We start from the raw sequence: 17,693 nt of genomic DNA, 5'->3' as shown, positions 1-17,693 counted from the left end.
CTGCCGAAACATCTCCGTCGCGCGGAGATGTTCATTTTTCGTGCGAAATTCCAAAAATCCGGTTCAGATTTTTCCTAGAACAGCCTTAAGCGCTTGCCGCGACCGGCAAAGCGGCCGGCTGCGTGCCGCCGTTGAGCTTCGAGGCTTCTGCCGGCTTCTTCATCAGGATCTTCAGGACCCGAGCGAGCGTCGACGGAAGATCATGGCGCTTGACGACCATGTCGATCATGCCGTGCTCCAGCAGGTATTCCGAGGTCTGGAAGCCTTCCGGCAGCTTCTCACGCAACGTCTGCTCGATCACCCGCTTGCCGGCAAAGCCGATTTCGGCGCCTGGCTCGGCCATATGGATATCGCCAAGCATCGCATAGGATGCGGTGACGCCACCGGTCGTCGGGTTGGTGAGCACGACGATGTAGGGAAGGCCGGCTTCCTTCAGCATGTTGACGGCAACCGTCGTGCGCGGCAGCTGCATCAGCGACAGGATGCCTTCCTGCATGCGGGCGCCGCCCGATGCCGGGAAAATCACCAGCGGGCACTTCTCGGCGATTGCCCTTTCGAAGGCCTTGATGATCGCCTCGCCGGCCGCCATGCCGAGCGAGCCGCCGATGAAGTTGAACTCGTGCACGACGCCGACGAGCTTGACGCCCTGAACGCGGCCGAGGCCAGCGACGATCGTGTCCTCAAGCTCGGTCTTGGTGCGGCTGTCGCGCAGACGGTCGACATACTTCTTGGAATCGCGGAATTTCAGCGGATCCTGAGCAACCTTCGGCTGCGGAAACGCTTCATAGATGCCGCCGTCGAACAGGTCCTTCAACCGCGCTTTGGCCGGCATCTTCATGTGGAAGCCGGACTGCGGGATGACCCACTTGTTTTCCTCGAGATCGCGGTGGAACACCATCTCGCCGGTTTCCGGGCACTTGATCCAGAGATTTTCCGGAACTTCCCGGCGGCCCAGCATCGAGTTGATCTTCGGCCGAACGTAGTTTGTGATCCAGTTCACTTAGTAACTCCTGAAGATTTCCTTCGGGTTGTGCGCGCTAATATAGGCAATTATTCGGCTGCTGCGAGGCGTGCGGACCGCACGCCTGCCGAGAGCCCTCTGACCAGCGCTTCAACACCCGGAACCGTCGCGTCCGTCGCCTTGCCCTCTTCGGTCAGGCTCGACGCGATCTGGTTGACGATCGCCGTACCGACGACCACGCCATCGGCGGATGCTCCGATGGCCCTTGCATGTTCCGCCGTCTTGACGCCGAAACCGACGCAAACCGGCAGGTTGGTGTGCGCCTTGATACGGCCGACGGCACCGGCAATCAACGACGGATCGGGCAGAGCCGAGCCGGTGATGCCGTTCATCGACACGTAGTAGACGAAACCGGAGGTGTTTTCGAGCACCTTCGGCAGGCGACGATCGTCCGTGGTCGGCGTCGCCAGGCGAATGAAGTTGACGCCCTTCTCAAGCGCCGGGATGCAGAGTTCGTCGTCCATCTCCGGCGGCAGGTCGACGACGATGAGGCCGTCGATGCCGGCGGCGAGCGCATCGGTCAGAAAACGGTCAACGCCGTAGATATAGATCGGATTGTAGTAGCCCATCAGCACGATCGGCGTGCGCTGGTCGTCTTCACGGAAACGACGGGCGATCTCAAGCGTCTTGGCGAGCGTCTGGCCGCCCTTCAGCGCGCGCTGACCGGCAAGCTGGATCGCCGGGCCATCGGCCATCGGATCGGAAAAGGGCATGCCCAATTCGATGACGTCGGCGCCAGCTTTCGGCAACGCCTTCATGATCGAAAGCGACGTCTCGAAATCCGGATCTCCGGCCATGAAATAAGTGACGAGGACCGGACGTCCTTCGGCCGCCACATCGGCAAATCTCTTGTCCATGCGTGCGGTCATGATCTTACTGCCCCATTCCCAGCAATTTGCCGACGGTGAAGATGTCCTTGTCCCCGCGACCGGAGAGGTTCATCAGGATGATCTCGTCCTTGCCCATCTTCGGTGCGCGCTTGATGACCTCGGCAAGCGCGTGCGACGGCTCGAGCGCCGGAATGATGCCTTCGAGGCGGGTCAGCGTCTGGAACGCTTCGAGCGCTTCGTGGTCCATGATCGGCACGTATTCGACGCGGCCGACATCATTCAGCCAGGCATGCTCCGGACCGATGCCGGGATAATCGAGGCCGGCCGAAATCGAATGGCCTTCCTTGATCTGGCCGTCGCCGTCCTGCAGCAGATAGGTGCGGTTGCCGTGCAGCACGCCGGGCGAACCAGCGGTGATCGAGGCGCAATGCTCGTCGCCCTCGATGCCCTTGCCGCCGGCTTCGACGCCGACGATCTTGACGCTTTCGTCATCGAGGAACGGATGGAAGATGCCGATCGCGTTGGAGCCGCCGCCAACGGCAGCGACGACGAGATCCGGCAGCCTGCCTTCGGCAGCGAGCATCTGCTCCTTGGCTTCCTGGCCGATGACCGCCTGGAAATCGCGGACCATTTCCGGATAGGGATGCGGGCCGGCAGCCGTGCCGATCAGATAATAGGTGTTGTCGACATTGGTGACCCAGTCGCGCAGSGCCTCGTTCATCGCGTCCTTGAGCGTGCSGCTGCCGGCCGTTACCGGCTTTACCTCTGCACCGAGCAGCTTCATGCGGAAGACGTTCGGCGCCTGGCGCTCGACGTCGGTCGCGCCCATGTAGACGACGCAGGGCAGGCCGAAGCGTGCCGCAACCGTTGCCGAAGCCACACCGTGCTGGCCGGCACCGGTTTCGGCGATAATGCGCGTCTTGCCCATGCGCTTGGCAAGCAGGATCTGGCCAATGCAGTTGTTGATCTTGTGCGAGCCGGTGTGGTTCAGCTCCTCACGCTTGAAGTAGATCTTGGCGCCGCCGAGTTCGGCCGTCAGTCGCTCGGCGAAATAGAGCGGGCTCGGCCGGCCGATATAGTGGGCACCGAGATGTGCCAGCTCCGCCTTGAAGGCCGGATCGTCCTTTGCCTTGTTCCACTCGTCCTGCAGGTCGAGGATCAAAGGCATCAATGTCTCGGCCACGAAGCGGCCGCCAAAAATGCCGAAACGGCCGTCCTCGTCGGGACCGCCCCGGAAAGAATTCAACTTTGGCGCCTGGTTCACGTCCTGCTCCCTGACCGTGGCATGCCCGCCTCCGCCTGGCGAACGGCATTGAAAAACGATTCCATGAGCTTCAGATCCTTGACGCCCGGCGCGCTCTCTACGCCGGAGGAGATATCGATGGCCCGGGCGCGAGTCTGCACCATGGCCTCGCCGATGTTCTCGGCGTTAAGCCCACCGGAAAGCATGTAATCGACGCTTCCGTCAAGCGCATCGAGCAGCTTCCAGTCAAAGGAAACACCGTTGCCACCGGGCAAATCAGAACCCGCAGGCGGCTTGGCATCGAAGAGAAAGCGGTCGGCGATGCCGACATAGGCGTCGATCTTTTCGATGTCCGACGCTTCGCGCACCGAAAGGGCCTTCATGACAGGAAGGCCGTACATCGCCTTGACCGTCAGCAGCCGTTCCGGGTCCTCGCTGCCATGGAGCTGCAGGATATCGGGGTTGAGCGCCGAAACGATCTCGTCGAGCTCGTCGTTATCAGCATTGACCGTGACGGCGACGATCTTCGCCTGGCCGCGAATCCGGTCCGCCAGACGGCCCGCATCATCAGGCTCTATGTTCCTGGGGCTCTTGGGAAAAAAGATGAAGCCGGTATGGGATGCTCCGAGCGCGACAGCACGCTCAACCGCTTCCGCGGTCTTCAGCCCGCATATCTTCACTTCGGTTTTCATGAGAAGCGACCTTGCATGAAATGTCGCGCGAGTCGAGCCAAAAACCGACGCGCGAGGCCCCAGCCAGCGCCTCCGGCACGATGTCCCGACGGCCGTTGCGCCCCTTGCGCGGCAGGCGCGCTTTCACCATATGCATTTTACCACAATGGAGAGACTGATGCGCCTGTTGCTCGCGCTTATCCTGCCCTGGCTGCAGTTTTTCACCATCGGCCGTCCCTTTGCCGGCCTCATCTGCCTGATCCTGCAACTCACCCTGATCGGTTGGGTTCCGGCGGCGATCTGGTCGGTCTATGCGCTGAGCCAATACAAGACCGACGAGAAGATCCGCGAAGCGCTGCGCTACCGCACATAACGCACGCACAGCCTTCGGGCTGGCTCAATCGAAGTCGATCGCGTGAAGCATCGTACCGTTGCGGCGAAGCCATCGCTTGGCATCGTCCGTATCCGGACAAAGCCTTCCACACAGCGCCCAGAAGTCCGGGCTGTGATTCATTTCCTGCAAATGCGCCACTTCATGAGCAGCGAGATAGGCGATGACCTTGGGCGGCGCCATGACGATGCGCCAGGAAAAACTCAATGCGCCATCGGCCGAGCACGATCCCCAACGGCTGCGCGTGTCTTTCAGCGACAGCGACTTTGCGCGCCGGCCGATGCGGCCGGTATAGATCGCCACCAGCCGATCGAGATCCTGGCGGGCTTCCTTCTTGAGGAAATCGACGATGCGCCGGTTCAGGTGCTCCTCGTCGCCGCTCACGCGCAGAACCGGTTCGTCATCGATCACGATCGCTTCCGTCAGCCCGCGGATCTTGCCGGTGCGCTCGATCCGGTGGGAAATGCCGCGGATCAGGATGGAGCCGCCTTCCTCGATCTGGCTCTCGCCGGAGAAGCGGGCAAGCTTCGTCATCAGCCAGCCCTGATGGCGATTGAGAAAGGCGTTGACCTCGCGCTCCGGCAGGCCCTGGGGGATCGTCATTTTCAGCGCCCGGCCGCCAGGCTCGATGCGCAGCGTCATGCGGGTCGCGCGCGCGTTCTGCTTGATCGTCAACGGCAAGGATTTGCCGGCGACCTCGATCTGCCGCGTCGTGGCGGGTGGTGCAGGTTGAATGCGCCGCTTGAAGGAAGGGAACATGCAGGCTTTCTAACCGATTCGCGGGGCTTTCGCCTACAGGCCGCGAGACGCGAACGGGTAATCCGGCGTTTCATGTGAAACGCCGGAAGCATCATTGGATCAGTGAGCTTCGACAATCGGGCCGGAGCCGCCGTTCTTGCGGTCGCGCATGAAGCGGTCAAACTCTTCCTGGTCCTTGGCGCGGCGAAGCTCGCGCACATAGGTGTCGAACTCTTCGCGCATTTCGTCGAGCTTGCGGCGCTGTTCGTCGAGGCGCGCAAGTTCAGCTTCGCGCCAGTCGTCAAAGGCGACGTTGCCGGTGCGATGCGTCCAGTTGGAACGGCGACCGCCGCGCTTGAATGCCGAGCACATGCCATCCACCGTATCGTTGGCGTCTTTCTTGAACGTCTTGAGTTTTTCGCCGAACAGGATGTAGGCGAGCATGGCCAGACCCAGTGGCCAGAAGACCACGAAGCCGAGCACCATCAGGGCGATGGTCGCGGGCGTCCAATCCGGACGGATCATTGCAGATTGGTTCATCTTCAGGATTCCTCGCAATCATCCGGGCCGCCCATGCGACCCGATGAAAACGATGTGGGAAGGCGCCCTTGGCTCTGCAAGACGCCCTCCCCCGGAATCGGACAAACCCTTGACTCTACGCGGTCAAAACGGCACCGACCACGGGATCAGGCCGACTTGCCGCCCTTGATCAGTTGCTTCACCGGCTTCACGTGACGCGCGTGCTCCCGGTGGAAGGCAACGATGCGCGGCGCGATTTCGCGGCGGAAGCGCGAACCGTTGAAGACGCCGTAGTGGCCAACATCCGGCTGCATGTAGTGCATGCGCATATGGTCGGGGATATTGGTGCAGATCGTCTGCGCCGCTTTCGTCTGGCCAACGCCGGAAATGTCGTCGTTCTCGCCTTCGACCGTGAGCAGCGCGACCTTCTTGATCGCCGTCGTATCGACGCGCTTGCCGCGATGCATCATCTCGCCCTTGGGCAGCGCATGCTGCATGAAGACCACCTGCACGGTCTGCAGGTAGAATTCGGCGGTCAGGTCCATAACGGCCAGATACTCGTCGTAGAAGTCCCGATGCTTTTCGGCCGCATCGCCGTCGTTCTTGACCAGATGGGCAAAGAACTCCTTGTGGGCGATCAGGTGCCGGTCGAGGTTCATCGACATGAAGCCGGAAAGCTGCAGGAAGCCCGGATAGACCATGCGCATGAAGCCCGGCTGCGGCCACGGCACCGGCATGATGACATTGTCGCGGAACCATTCGATCGGCCGCTGCTCGGCCAGCTGGTTGACGCCGGTCGGGTTGATACGGGTATCGATCGGTCCGCCCATCAGCGTCATCGTCGCCGGCGACAGCGGATCATCAGCCGCTTCCATCAGGGCGACGGCGGCGAGCACGGGCACTGCCGGCTGACAGACACCGATCACATGCGTGTTCGGACCCAGGTAGTGCAGCATCTGGATGACGTAGTCGATGTAGTCATCGAGATCGAAGGTGCCTTCGCTGAGCGGCACCATGCGGGCGTCGATCCAGTCGGTGATGTAGACATCGGAATGCGGCAGCAAGGCTTCCACCGTTCCGCGCAGCAGCGTCGCGTAGTGGCCGGACATCGGCGCAACCACCAGCACCTTCGGATCCGCGGCACGCCCCTTGGGCAGGGCACGCTCGAAATGGATGAGGTTGCAGAAGGGCGCGCGCCAGACAATGCGCTCGTAGACGGAGACAGACGCGCCGTCGACCTCGGTCGTTGGAAGTCCGAACTCCGGCTTGCCATAGCGACGCGTGGAACGCTCGAACACTTCGAGCCCCGCAGCGGCGGCACGACCGAAATAGGTGTGCGAGACGGGGTTCATCGGATTGCTGAAGGCAAGCCGCATGGCATCGGCAGCCGTACGCCACGGCGCCATCATGGCATGGTTCAATTCATAGAGCTGGTAGAACATGGGAAGCGTACCCCTTGGTTCAATCAACGACAACGCCGCTCCCGGTCGGACGCAAGCTTGCGATTGTTTGTCTTGGTGTCCGCAATCGCTGCCAGACTACCACTTTTCTTGTGCAGTGCAACAAATATACCCGTCACGCCTCGATACAAGGCCTGAGACCAGAATGAATCTGGATTCCTGACGATTTGCAAACGAGCTTGCCCGAAACTGGCGGTTTTCCGCTATTTTCGTGCGTTGAGAACCGATACGGGGCATTTTTCAGGGAAAAATGGAGCGAATGTCAGATGCAGCCCCCTGCGGCAATGCAGCAAGGCCGCCCTCGCTCATGCAGCAGCCACCTTGACGATTGCCTTGACCAGCCCCGCCTTTTCTTCTGCCCAGCGCGGAAGATCGGCCACCGCACCCTCCAGCGTCGTGCGATGAGTGATCAGCGCCTCGACCGGCACAAGGCCGGAAGCGATCGATGCGACGACATGATCGAAATCTTCGTGGGTCGCATTGCGGCTGCCGATCAGGGTCATCTCGCGCTTGTGAAATTCCGGATCGGAGAAGCGGATCTCGTCCTTCACGACGCTGACGAAGACCAGGGTGCCGCCATGGGCGACATAGGCGAAAGCGGCCTGCATCGAGCCACCATATCCAGTGGCGTCGAAGACAACGTCGAAGCCGTCCCCACCCGTCGTTTCGGCTATGCGTGACGCCATGTCGGCGCCCGCGACGATACCATTAGCGAAGCCGAGCTTTCGGGCAGCGAAGTCCAACCGCTCGGTGCTGGTATCGACGAGCGTCACATGATGGCCGGCGATGCGCGAGAAGATCGCCGTGCCCAGGCCAATCGGCCCTGCGCCGATGACCAGTGCCCGTGAACCGGCCTCTGCGGAGGCGCGACGGACCGCATGGGCACCGATCGCCAGGAATTCGACGGTGGCGGCCGCCTCCGGTGTGAGGTCATGTGCCGGATAAAGATTCGCCTCCGGCACGACGATCTCTTCACAGAAGGCACCATCGGTATGCACGCCGAGAACTTGAATGGCGGTGCAGCAGTTGGGTTTACCCTTGCGGCAGGCAACGCAGTTGCCGCAGGAAAGATAGGGGTTCACCACGACAGGCGTGCCGGGCGCGATCGTCGTGCCGCGGCCACCAGCAATCGCCGTTGCCGAGATCTCGTGGCCCATGACCCTCGGATATTCGAGGAACGGATGCTTGCCGGCGAAGATATGGTAGTCGGTGCCGCAGATGCCGACATGGCTGACGGCGAGGCGCACCCAACCGTCAGGCACATTCTCAGCCGGCAGGCGGTCAACGACCTCCAAGTGGCCGGGTTCGAGGCAGAGCACGGCTTTCATGACAGTTCCCACGGAATGTTCGGTGTCGGCGCCTAGCGGGCGCTGCGGCGCCGGAGTTGGTCGAAATAGACGATGACGATGATCAGCACGCCGGTGATGATGCGCTGCCAGAACGAGTTGACGTTCAGGAGGTTCGCGCCATTGTTGATCGTCGCGAGGATGAATGCGCCGAGCAGCGGCCCATGCACCGAACCGACCGCACCGAAGAGGCTGGTGCCGCCGATGACCGACGAGGCGATCGCCTGCAGTTCCCAGCCCTCGGCTTGCGTGGCGTTGCCGATGCCGATGCGCGAGGCGAGCAGCAGGCCGACGAAGGCGGCGCAGGTCGAGGAGAGGATGTAGGCGAGATAGATGGTGCGGTGGACGTTGACGCCGGAAAGTCGCGCCGCCTCGCTATTCGACCCAACCGCGAAGAGATAGCGGCCGAAGCGGCTCAAGTGCAGGAAGACATAGGCCGGGATCGCCACCACGATCACCATCCAGAACAGGCTTGGCACACCGAGGAAATCCGCACGCGAGAAATTGGTGAAGGCCTCATTGGTGATCGAGATCGTCGAGCCGTTGGTGATCAAGAGGCCGATACCGCGGAGCGAAGTCAGGGTCGCGAGCGTGATGATGAAGGGCGGCAGCCCCATGCGCACGATGCCGAAGGCATGGAAGGCGCCGATCAACACCCCGAAGGCGAGCGTCAAGATGATCGCGGCCCAGAGCGGCACGCCGGCAGCCAGCAACCAGGCGACGATGACGCTGGTGAAACCGACCACCGCGCCGACCGAAAGGTCGATGCCGGCGGTGATGATGACGAAGGTCTGGCCAACCGCAAGAATCGCCGTCATCGCCCCCTGGCGCAGCAGGTTGCTGATGTTGTTGGGCGTCCAGAAACTGTTGGTGGCCAGGCCAAGCAGCAGCCAGAGGAACAGGAGCAGCCCCAGGAGGGTGAGGCCGAACAGAATGCTCACGCCCTTGCGTGGCGCCGCACTGGCACCGCTCTCCACCGTTTCCGCACTCATCGTCTTCCTCCCTGCATCCCTCAGTTTGTTTTTATCGGTTCAAACGCCAATCGCCTGCGTCAGCACTTCCTCGTGGCTCGCGGCGCGATAATCGTGGCTGGCAACGAGCCGGCCGCGCCGAAACACGTGCAGCCGATCCGCAAGCTCGTAAACTTCGGGCAGATAGGACGAGATCAGGATGATGCCCGCCCCGTTCTCCAGTAGCCGCGCGAACAGGCGATAGATCTCCGCCTTGGTGCCCACATCGACGCCGACTGTCGGTTCGTCGAAGATGAAGAGCTTGGCGCCATGGCTCAACCACTTGCCAATGACGATCTTCTGCTGGTTGCCGCCCGACATCGCAGACGCCAGCACCCGGCGCGACGGCGTCTTGATCTTCAGGTCGCGGATCTGCCGGTCGGCATTCTCCCGCTCCTGCTGGCCGTTGATCGTCAGGCCGCGCGTCAAGCGGTTAAAGACCGGCAGGTTGATGTTGAGACCGATCGGCAGGTTGAGACACAGGCCCTGGTCGCGGCGGCTTTCCGGCGCCAGCGCAATGCCGAGATCCATCGCCGTGCGTTCACTGGCGATCTCCACCTTGCGCCCCTGCCAATAGACCTCACCGGCGCTCGGGCGATGTCGGCCATAGAGGCCGAGCGCGAACTCGCTGCGGCCGGCTCCGATCAAGCCATAGAGACCGACGATCTCGCCTGCCCTGACGGTCAACGACACATCCTGAAAGCCGGGACCACTCAGACCTCGCGTTTCGACGATGACATCACCCGGCGGAAAATGCTCCTTGTGGTAGATCTGCTCGATCGTGCGGTTGATCATCAGCGCGATCAGCTCCGCCTCGTTCGTTTCGCCGATCTTGCGGGTACCGACATGGGTGCCGTCGCGCAGCACCGAGACACGGTCGGCGAGCTCGAACACTTCCTCCATGCGGTGGCTGATATAGACGATGGTCACACCCTCCGCCTGAAGTCTGCGGATCAGGCGGAAGAGCTGCGCCGATTCCTGCCGCGTGAGATAGGCGGTCGGCTCATCGAAGATCAGAAACTGGGTGCCGCGCATGGCGGCGCGTGCGGTGGCGACCAGCTGCTGCTGACCGATCGTCAGGCTGCCGAGCACGGCGCCCGCCGGCAGATTGAAGCCGAGATCATCGAGCACGCGCTGGGCCGCATCGGTCATGGCGCGTTTTCGCATCACGCCATTACGATTGATCTCGTCGCCGAGAAACATGTTGGCCGCCACCGTCAGGTGAGCGCAGAGCACGACTTCCTGGTGCACGGCATTGATGCCGCGCTCGATCGCCTCCTGCGGCGTGCCGAGCTGGACGGGCTTGCCGCACCAGAAGATTTCACCCGACGTGCGCTTGATGACGCCGGTCAGAAGCTTGATCAACGTCGACTTGCCGGCACCGTTCTCGCCGACAATCGCGTGAATTTCACCGGAGAGAAAGGTCAGCGACGCCGGCTTCAAGGCTTCCACGGCGCCGTATTTCTTCTGCAGCACGCGCAGTTCCAGGATCGGCTCACCCTTCGGAACCGGATGGCGCGTTGCCACCTGCAGGCCTTCGGTCCTGACGTCGCGCGCCTCTTGCAACTCGGTCATCTGCGCATTCCTCCCATCGCAGAGATCGCTTGCGACCGGTCCTCGTTCCCGGTCGCAAGCGGGTGCGGCAGGCTAGGCGCCCGCCGCAGCCGTTGTCACTTGACCTTCGGGTTCAAGAGAGCGTCGATCTTCGGTTCGGCCATGTTGGCCTTGGTCACCAGATTGGCGCCGGTATCGACATTCGCCTCGACCTTTTCCTTCTTCGAGACCGCGAGCGCTGTTTTCACGCCATCATAGCCCATGCGGTAGGGATCCTGAACGACGAGACCGGCCAGAACGCCTTCCTTCAGGAAGCCGACCGTCTTGTCGTCGCTGTCGAAGCCGATCACCTTGATCTTGTCGCCGAGCTTGTTTTCGGCGATCGCCTGGCCGACGCCCTGCGCCATGATCAGGTTGGACGCAAACACGCCGACAAGGTTGGGATTGGCGGTGATCAGGTCGGTCATGATGTTGAGGCCGGTGGTCGCCTGACCGTCGGCATATTTGTCGACGACGACCTTGAAGCCCGGATACTTGGTCTTGACCTGATCGAGGAAGCCTTCGCGGCGCTGGTCGAGCGAGCCGACGCCCGGAAGGCTGGTGATGATGGCGATTTCGCCCTCTTCCTTGCCGCTCATTTCCTTGACCGCCGCGGCGAGTCCATCGGCAGCGATACGGCCGCCCTGGACGTTGTCGGTGGTGAGGAACGAAGAGAAGGCCTTCGAGTCGGCACCAGAGTCGATGCCGATGATCGGAACGGCCTTCGCCGCCTCATCGATCGGCTTGCCGAGCGCCTTGAATTCCGTCGGCGAAATGACGACAGCAGCCGGCGCGCCGGCGACCGCGTTCTCGAGAATGCTGATCTGACCGTTGATATCGGACTCGGATTGAGCGCCGAGTTCCGGTACATTGACGCCCAGGTCCTTGCCAGCGGCGCGCGCGCCGGCCAGCACGATCTGCCAGTAGAAGGACGTGGTGTCCTTGACGATGATCGGGATCGTCACGTCCTGCGCGAAGGACGCGACCGGCGACATGCCGGCGATCATCGCGGCACCGGCCAGGGCCGTGAAGGCGCGACGGGTAAGACTGCTTTTCAGAATGCTCATCCCAGGTTTCTCCTCTCAGTGCACCGTGTTCCACTTCTTGGAGATCGATCGCAGGTGCTGGCTTATCGACCTTTTATCGATAAAAAACATATGTGAATGCTAGTACGACAATTCCGGCTTGGCAAGCTGCCGGAACAGCATTTCAGGCCGCGGGGCGACCCCCACCCGCTAGACCCGTACCGGCTCGTCTCCGAGTTCCGGCGCGATCAGCGTGAACGGTTCAAACGCCGCGAAATCGGACGCGGAAAACCTGTGTCCAGCGAGCGCCATGTTGCGCTTCAGGCTCTCCGGTTTGGCGGTGCCAAGCAGCACCGAAGCGACCATGGGATGACCGAGCGGAAACTGCATGGCGGGTGCGGCAAGCGGTACGTTCATACCGCGGGCGACCCTCTCCATGGCGCCCACCTTTTGCCGGATATCCTCCGTTGCCGGCATGTAATCGAAATGGGCACCCTCGACCGGGCCCGTCGCCAGGATGCCCGAATTGAAGACCCCGCCGACAATGAGCGAAGTCTGCTTCTTCTCGCAGACCGGCAACAGTTCGGCGACGGCCGAACGATCAAGCAAGGTGTAACGACCGGCCAGCAGGATGCAGTCGATATCGGCCTGGCGCATGACCTCAAGACAGACCGGCACTTCGTTGACGCCGAGACCATAGGCGGCGATCGTTCCCGAGGCCTTCAACTCCTCCAACGCCTTCAGGCCACCCTCCAGCAATTGCCGCAGGTAAACGGCATTGCGGGCGGCACCATGGGTATAGACGCCGATATCGTGCACATAGAGGATGTCGATGCGGTTGAGTCCCAGCCGGGCGTAGCTGAACTCGACGGAGCGCATGATGCCGTCATAGCTGTAATCGTACTCGACATCGAAATTGAGCGGCTTCACGTAGGAGTAATCCGGCACCTTGTCTTCGGGCACCGGATGCAGGAGACGTCCGACCTTTGTGGAGAGGACGAACTGTTCGCGCGGCTTGTCGCTGAGGAAATCGCCGACCCGGCGCTCGGCAAGCCCGAGCCCGTAATAGGGCGCCACGTCGAAATAGCGCAGACCCGCGCCCCAGGCAGCGTCCAGGGTCGCGATTGCCGCGTCACGGGTACACTCGCGATAGAGCCCACCGAGGCCGGCGGCACCAAAGCTAAATTCGGTGACCGATAGTTCGGTTCGACCGATCCGTCTCGTCTGCATTCCCCGTCTCCTCCTCCAAAAGGATGCCAGTCGTTCCGTATTTAGAGGGTTGCCCCCAGATGCCAGGGCACGAACTCATTGTCGCCGTAGCCGAAAAGCTCGCTCTTGGTCTTGCGGCCAGAGGCGGTCTCTACGATCAGGTCGAAGATCTCCCGGCCAAGCCCGGCAATGCTCGCCTCCCCCGAAGCGATCACGCCGCAATCGATATCCATATCCTCTTCCATCGCCCGGTAGAGCGCCGTGTTGCTAGTGAGCTTGATCGACGGCGCGGGCCGACAGCCGAAACAGCTGCCGCGACCGGTGGTAAAGGCAATGACATTGGCACCGCCGGCGACCTGGCCGGTGGCCGATACCGGATCGTAGCCAGGGGTATCCATGAAGACGAGCCCACGCTCGGTGACCCGCTCGGCGTAGCGATAGACGGCGTTCAGCGGCGAGCGGCCGCCCTTGGCGACGGCGCCGAGCGATTTTTCGAGGATGGTCGTCAAACCACCGCGTTTGTTGCCCGGCGAAGGATTGTTGTCGAGCGAAGCGCCATGCATCGCCACATAATTTTCCCACCAGGAAATCAGGCCGTCGAGTTTCACCGCCACCGCCTCATTTACCGCCCGGCTGCGCAGCAGATGCTCGGCGCCGTAAATTTCCGAAGTCTCCGAGAGGATTGCGGTGCCGCCCGCTGCGGCAAGGATATCGACGGCCGCGCCGAGCGCCGGATTGGCGGTGATGCCCGAAAGCCCATCCGACCCGCCGCATTGGAGGCCGACGATGATCTCGCTCACGGGGATTGCGACACGGCGCTCCTTGCCGACTTCGGCTGCGATTTCCTCGAGAATGCCCAGCGCCTTTTCGACGGAACGACGCGAGCCCCCGGCCTCCTGGATGTTGAAATGGCGTTTTTCCGCGCCAGCGCCGCTCTGGCCATAGAGCGTCAACTGGTTCACCTCGCAGCCGAGGCCGACCATCAGCACGCCGCCGAAATTGACGTGGCGGGCATAGCCGGCGAGCGTGCGGTGCAGGTTGGCCATGCCGTCGCCGGTTGACGACATGCCACAGCCCTGATCGTGCACGATCGGCACGAAACCGTCGATACCCTCATATCGCGGCAGAATGCGCCGGTTCGCCTCCTCGGCGATGGCACGACAGACCGTGGTGGAACAGTTCACGCTGGCGACGACACCGATATAGTTTCGCGTCGCTGCCCGGCCATCACCTCTTCGATAGCCCATGAAGGTGCGCGCCCTGTCGGCATCGCTTGCCACTTCTGGCGCTCCCTGCGGGCTGATCGCCAAGCGGTCCTTGTCGAAGGCGAGGTTATGGGAGTGCACGTGGTCGCCCGGCGCAATATCGGCGGTCGCCCGGCCGATCGCCTGAGCATATTTGACGACAGACTCTCCGGCGCGGATCGGACGGATCGCGATCTTATGACCGGCATCGACCTTCGCTGCGGCAAGAACATTGTTCGGCAGGGCATCGCCAGCGGCAATCGCCAGCGTCGCCACGACAACATTGTCCTCAGGTGCGAGCAGGATGGTGGACGGCGCAGACACCGATCTCTCCCTAACTGATTTTTGTTCTGTCTTTTATCTACAATAGACAGATTGCCGTCAATGGGTATTATAGCGAAAACGTCGGCCACCACGCCGGGCCAACGATCGAAGTGCGGGAGAAGCAGGGATGATGACGACAGACGGAGACAAAACCGGATCGTCGCGATAGAGGAGCGTCGCTGACAGACGCAGACAATTTCGAACCGGCCGGATCTTGCCATGGCAAAACAGAACACCGTCTTCAAGGATGCCTATAACCGCTGCCTGAAGCTCCTGGCGGACACATCCTCCCTGCCCTCCGAGCCGGAACTCGGGCAGGTTCTCGGCGTCAGCCGCACGACGGTGCGCGCGATCCTCAGCCGCTTCGAGGAACTGCAGCTGATCGCCTGGGACAAACGAAAAAAGAACGTGCTGCGGCAGCCCCGCCCCGACGACTACTTCCCCACGGAAGAGACCGATTCACTCGCCGAAATCATCGAGCGCAGTTTCATGCGCCGGATTCTCGCCGGCGGTGCAGAGCCCGGCATGCAGATCAACGAGTTGGAACTGGCGCGGGACATTGGGACCGGCACGACCAGCGTGCGCGAATTCCTGATCCGCTTCAGCCGCTTCGGCCTGATCGAGAAGCGGCCGAACAGCCACTGGATCCTGAAAGGCTTTACCCGAGAGTTCGCGCTGGAACTGACGGAAGTACGAGAGATGTTCGAGCTGCGCTCAGCCGCACGCTTCGTCTCCTTGCCTGACGACCATCCCGCCTGGGCAGAGCTTAGGGAAATCGAGACCCTGCACCGCGATATCCTCGCCGACATCGACAACCGCTACCGGGAGTTCTCCGAACTCGACGAGCAGTTCCACCTATTGGTGCACAAGGCATCGAGCAACCGGTTCATCGTCGATTTCTACGACATCATCGCAATCGTCTTCCACTATCACTACCAGTGGAACAAGACGAATGCCCGCCAGCGCAACGCCCGCGCATTGGAAGAACACCTCGCCTATATCGAAGCGTTGCGCTCGCACGATCCCGCAAAGGCCGAACACGCCTGCCGCCGGCATCTCCAGTCGGCGCGCGAAACTCTTCTCCAATCCATTCCATAGCCAGCTATCGGGGCAGGACATGACGACGCCGATCGTACAATTCGGAACAAGCCGCTTTCTTCAGGCGCATGCCGACCTCTTTGTCAGCGAGGCGTTGAAGACGGGAGAGGCCGTAGGACCGATCACGATCGTGCAGACGACCGGGTCCAGCGAACGCTCCGGCCGTCTTGCAGCGCTTGCCCGTCCCGAAGGCTTTCCCGTCATCATCCGCGGCATCCGGGCTGGAGCGCAGATCGATGAGACGCAGCAGGTGACCAGTGTGTCGCGGGCGCTTTCGACCGCCGAAAACTGGAGCGAGGTCCGGGCGATTGTCGCCGAGGATGCCGAAATCCTGATCTCGAATACCAGCGACACGGGCTACCAGATCGGCGAGGACGATCTGGCAACGGAAGTTCCCCGTTCCTTTCCGGGCAAGCTGCTTTTGCTCTTGAAGGCGCGCTTCGACGCGGGCGGGCGTCCCCTGACGATGCTTCCCTGCGAACTCGTGTCACGCAATGGTGACGTGCTGAAGGCATTGATGCTGCGTCTCGCGGCGGAGCGGATCGGAAACAGCGCCTTTATCGACTGGCTGGGCAAGGACGTCGTCTGGGCCAACACGCTGGTCGACCGCATCGTCTCCGAGCCGCTGGAGCCTGCCGGTGCGATTGCTGAGCCCTATGCGCTCTGGGCGATCGAGAACCAGCCCGGGCTACGGTTCCCTTGTATCCATCCGCGCGTGAAGCTCGTGGATGACCTGACGCCCTACGAGAAGCTGAAACTTCACATCCTCAATCTCGGCCATACGGTCTTGGCTGATCTCTGGCTCAGTCAAGGCCGTGACGCGAACGAGACCGTTCGGGAAATCCTCGCCGACGCCGGCGTCGCCGCGCTGCTGGAGCGCATCTATCGATCCGAAGTGATCCCGGCTTTTGCGGCAAGGGGCCTGGAGAGCGAAGCGGAAGACTATGTTGCCGCCACGCTGGAACGCTTCAGAAACCCGTTCCTCAACCACCGTTTAGGCGATATCGCCAACCATCACCGAGAAAAGATCGAGCGGCGGATCGCCGACTTCCGAAGCTGGAGCCCGAGCGTAACCATGCCCGAGCTCGCAGCAATCTGCGATCAGTAGCCGGATTCCTGCTTCTTCGGAGGCGACGTCGCCTCGCCGAGAAACTCCTGGCGCAGTGTCGTCGTCGCACGCACGAGCGAGGTGACATCCGTGCCGATCGCCATGAAATCAGCGCCCATCTCGCGATAGTCGCGCGCCTGCTCGAGATCAAGCGTCATGATGCCCCGCGCCTTGCCGGCCTTCTTGATGCGCTCGAACGCATCGGCGATCGCCGAACGCACCTCCGGATGCCCTGGCTTACCAAGATAGCCCATGTCGGCTGCCAGGTCGGAGGGGCCGATGAAGAGGCCGTCGACGCCATCGAGTGCTGCAATCTCATCGATCGCAGCAAGACCTGCCCGGCTCTCGATCTGCAGGATCAGGCAGATTTCGTCGCCGGCGGTCTGGAGATAGTCGCCGATGCGGCCGAATTGCGAGGCACGCCCGAGCGCAGCCCCGACGCCGCGAACGCCATGCGGCGGATACCGGGTGGCACGCACCAGCTGCTGTGCTTGCTCCAAGCTCTCGACCATCGGGATCAACAGGGTCTGCACACCGGTATCGAGAATCTGCTTGATCAGCACCGTATCGCCAACCGGCAGGCGAACCATCGGATGGCTCTTCGATGCGGAGACGGCGCGAAACTGCGCCGACAGCAGCGGAATGTCGTTCGGCGCGTGCTCGCCGTCGATCAGCAGCCAGTCATAGCCGCTGCCGGAAACCACTTCGGCGGCATAGGGGCTGGCAAGCGCCACCCACAGTCCCAGCTGGAAGCGGTTTTCGCGCAGAGCTGCTTTAAAGGGGTTCTTCGGTGCCGGCATGGTCGTCTCCTCCTGCAATGCGACGGGACGAGTGATGCCTCAATCCCGCAATCACGAGATTTC

General features: G+C 62.0%; 17 protein-coding genes. 3 read left to right on the top strand and 14 right to left on the bottom strand.

Features of this window, described 5'->3' with window-relative positions; all coding sequences use genetic code 11:
- Positions 1–85: 85 nt before the first annotated feature.
- From accD to AB4Z53_RS25310, 4 genes are read right to left on the bottom strand one after another with little or no spacing between them, the layout of a single operon-like run.
- Positions 86–1,000 (bottom strand): acetyl-CoA carboxylase, carboxyltransferase subunit beta, encoded by a 915-nt coding sequence (gene accD, locus AB4Z53_RS25325; protein WP_113538261.1) that lies wholly within the window; start codon positions 998–1,000, stop codon positions 86–88.
- Between the two features lie 50 nt (positions 1,001–1,050).
- Positions 1,051–1,890: a tryptophan synthase subunit alpha gene (gene trpA / locus AB4Z53_RS25320; protein WP_441598289.1), complete on the bottom strand. Its 840-nt coding sequence runs from the start codon at positions 1,888–1,890 to the stop codon at positions 1,051–1,053.
- A gap of 4 nt (positions 1,891–1,894) precedes the next feature.
- On the bottom strand, positions 1,895–3,115 hold the full coding sequence (gene trpB, locus AB4Z53_RS25315) for a tryptophan synthase subunit beta (RefSeq protein ID WP_441598287.1): 1,221 nt from the start codon (positions 3,113–3,115) through the stop codon (positions 1,895–1,897).
- Positions 3,112–3,786 (bottom strand): phosphoribosylanthranilate isomerase, encoded by a 675-nt coding sequence (locus AB4Z53_RS25310; RefSeq protein WP_441598285.1) that lies wholly within the window; start codon positions 3,784–3,786, stop codon positions 3,112–3,114. The genes trpB and AB4Z53_RS25310 overlap by 4 nt, the downstream gene beginning before the upstream one ends.
- A 157-nt stretch (positions 3,787–3,943) precedes the next feature.
- Between AB4Z53_RS25310 and AB4Z53_RS25305 the strand changes: the two genes are divergently transcribed.
- Entirely contained in the window at positions 3,944–4,138 is a 195-nt protein-coding gene (locus tag AB4Z53_RS25305; protein WP_113538265.1) for a YqaE/Pmp3 family membrane protein, read from the top strand.
- Positions 4,139–4,162: 24 nt separating this feature from the next.
- Here the strand turns inward: AB4Z53_RS25305 and AB4Z53_RS25300 are convergent, their stop codons facing one another.
- From AB4Z53_RS25300 to AB4Z53_RS25260, 9 genes are all read right to left on the bottom strand, one after another.
- Positions 4,163–4,915 carry a M48 family metallopeptidase gene (locus tag AB4Z53_RS25300; RefSeq protein ID WP_441598283.1) on the bottom strand — a complete coding sequence of 251 codons (753 nt, stop codon included), beginning with the start codon at positions 4,913–4,915 and terminating at the stop codon, positions 4,163–4,165.
- 99 nt (positions 4,916–5,014) lie between these two features.
- Entirely contained in the window at positions 5,015–5,434 is a 420-nt protein-coding gene (locus AB4Z53_RS25295; protein ID WP_113538267.1) for a DUF2852 domain-containing protein, read from the bottom strand.
- 146 nt (positions 5,435–5,580) lie between these two features.
- Positions 5,581–6,855 carry a polyhydroxyalkanoate depolymerase gene (gene phaZ, locus AB4Z53_RS25290; protein WP_113538268.1) on the bottom strand — a complete coding sequence of 425 codons (1,275 nt, stop codon included), beginning with the start codon at positions 6,853–6,855 and terminating at the stop codon, positions 5,581–5,583.
- A gap of 323 nt (positions 6,856–7,178) precedes the next feature.
- Complete coding sequence (locus AB4Z53_RS25285) at positions 7,179–8,201, bottom strand: zinc-binding alcohol dehydrogenase family protein (RefSeq protein WP_441598281.1); 1,023 nt, start codon at positions 8,199–8,201, stop codon at positions 7,179–7,181.
- Between the two features lie 32 nt (positions 8,202–8,233).
- Complete coding sequence (locus AB4Z53_RS25280) at positions 8,234–9,211, bottom strand: ABC transporter permease (RefSeq protein WP_441598279.1); 978 nt, start codon at positions 9,209–9,211, stop codon at positions 8,234–8,236.
- A gap of 39 nt (positions 9,212–9,250) precedes the next feature.
- Positions 9,251–10,804: a sugar ABC transporter ATP-binding protein gene (locus AB4Z53_RS25275; protein WP_113538271.1), complete on the bottom strand. Its 1,554-nt coding sequence runs from the start codon at positions 10,802–10,804 to the stop codon at positions 9,251–9,253.
- A gap of 95 nt (positions 10,805–10,899) precedes the next feature.
- Positions 10,900–11,889 carry an ABC transporter substrate-binding protein gene (locus tag AB4Z53_RS25270; RefSeq protein WP_034801640.1) on the bottom strand — a complete coding sequence of 330 codons (990 nt, stop codon included), beginning with the start codon at positions 11,887–11,889 and terminating at the stop codon, positions 10,900–10,902.
- Positions 11,890–12,057: 168 nt separating this feature from the next.
- The gene (locus AB4Z53_RS25265) at positions 12,058–13,077 is read right to left on the bottom strand and encodes an aldo/keto reductase (RefSeq protein ID WP_113538272.1); all 1,020 of its coding nucleotides are present in this window, start codon (positions 13,075–13,077) and stop codon (positions 12,058–12,060) included.
- Positions 13,078–13,118: 41 nt separating this feature from the next.
- Positions 13,119–14,624: a UxaA family hydrolase gene (locus tag AB4Z53_RS25260; protein ID WP_441598276.1), complete on the bottom strand. Its 1,506-nt coding sequence runs from the start codon at positions 14,622–14,624 to the stop codon at positions 13,119–13,121.
- Positions 14,625–14,843: 219 nt separating this feature from the next.
- On the opposite strand from AB4Z53_RS25260, the gene AB4Z53_RS25255 reads away from it, so the two are divergent.
- Positions 14,844–15,722 (top strand): GntR family transcriptional regulator, encoded by an 879-nt coding sequence (locus AB4Z53_RS25255; protein WP_223725958.1) that lies wholly within the window; start codon positions 14,844–14,846, stop codon positions 15,720–15,722.
- A 19-nt stretch (positions 15,723–15,741) separates the two neighbouring features.
- Positions 15,742–16,830 carry a mannitol dehydrogenase family protein gene (locus AB4Z53_RS25250; RefSeq protein WP_441598274.1) on the top strand — a complete coding sequence of 363 codons (1,089 nt, stop codon included), beginning with the start codon at positions 15,742–15,744 and terminating at the stop codon, positions 16,828–16,830.
- On the opposite strand, the gene hpaI is transcribed toward AB4Z53_RS25250, so the two are convergent.
- The gene (hpaI, locus tag AB4Z53_RS25245; RefSeq protein WP_441598272.1) at positions 16,824–17,630 is read right to left on the bottom strand and encodes a 4-hydroxy-2-oxoheptanedioate aldolase; all 807 of its coding nucleotides are present in this window, start codon (positions 17,628–17,630) and stop codon (positions 16,824–16,826) included. The two genes, AB4Z53_RS25250 and hpaI, sit on opposite strands and share 7 nt — an antisense overlap.
- Positions 17,631–17,693 lie beyond the last annotated feature (63 nt).

Origin of the sequence: Ensifer sp. 2TAB8, assembly GCF_052115125.1 — a bacterium.
GTDB lineage: Bacteria > Pseudomonadota > Alphaproteobacteria > Rhizobiales > Rhizobiaceae > Ensifer.
The sequence above is the reverse complement of the archived record's forward strand: the minus strand, read 5'-3'. Positions and strand labels throughout refer to the sequence as shown.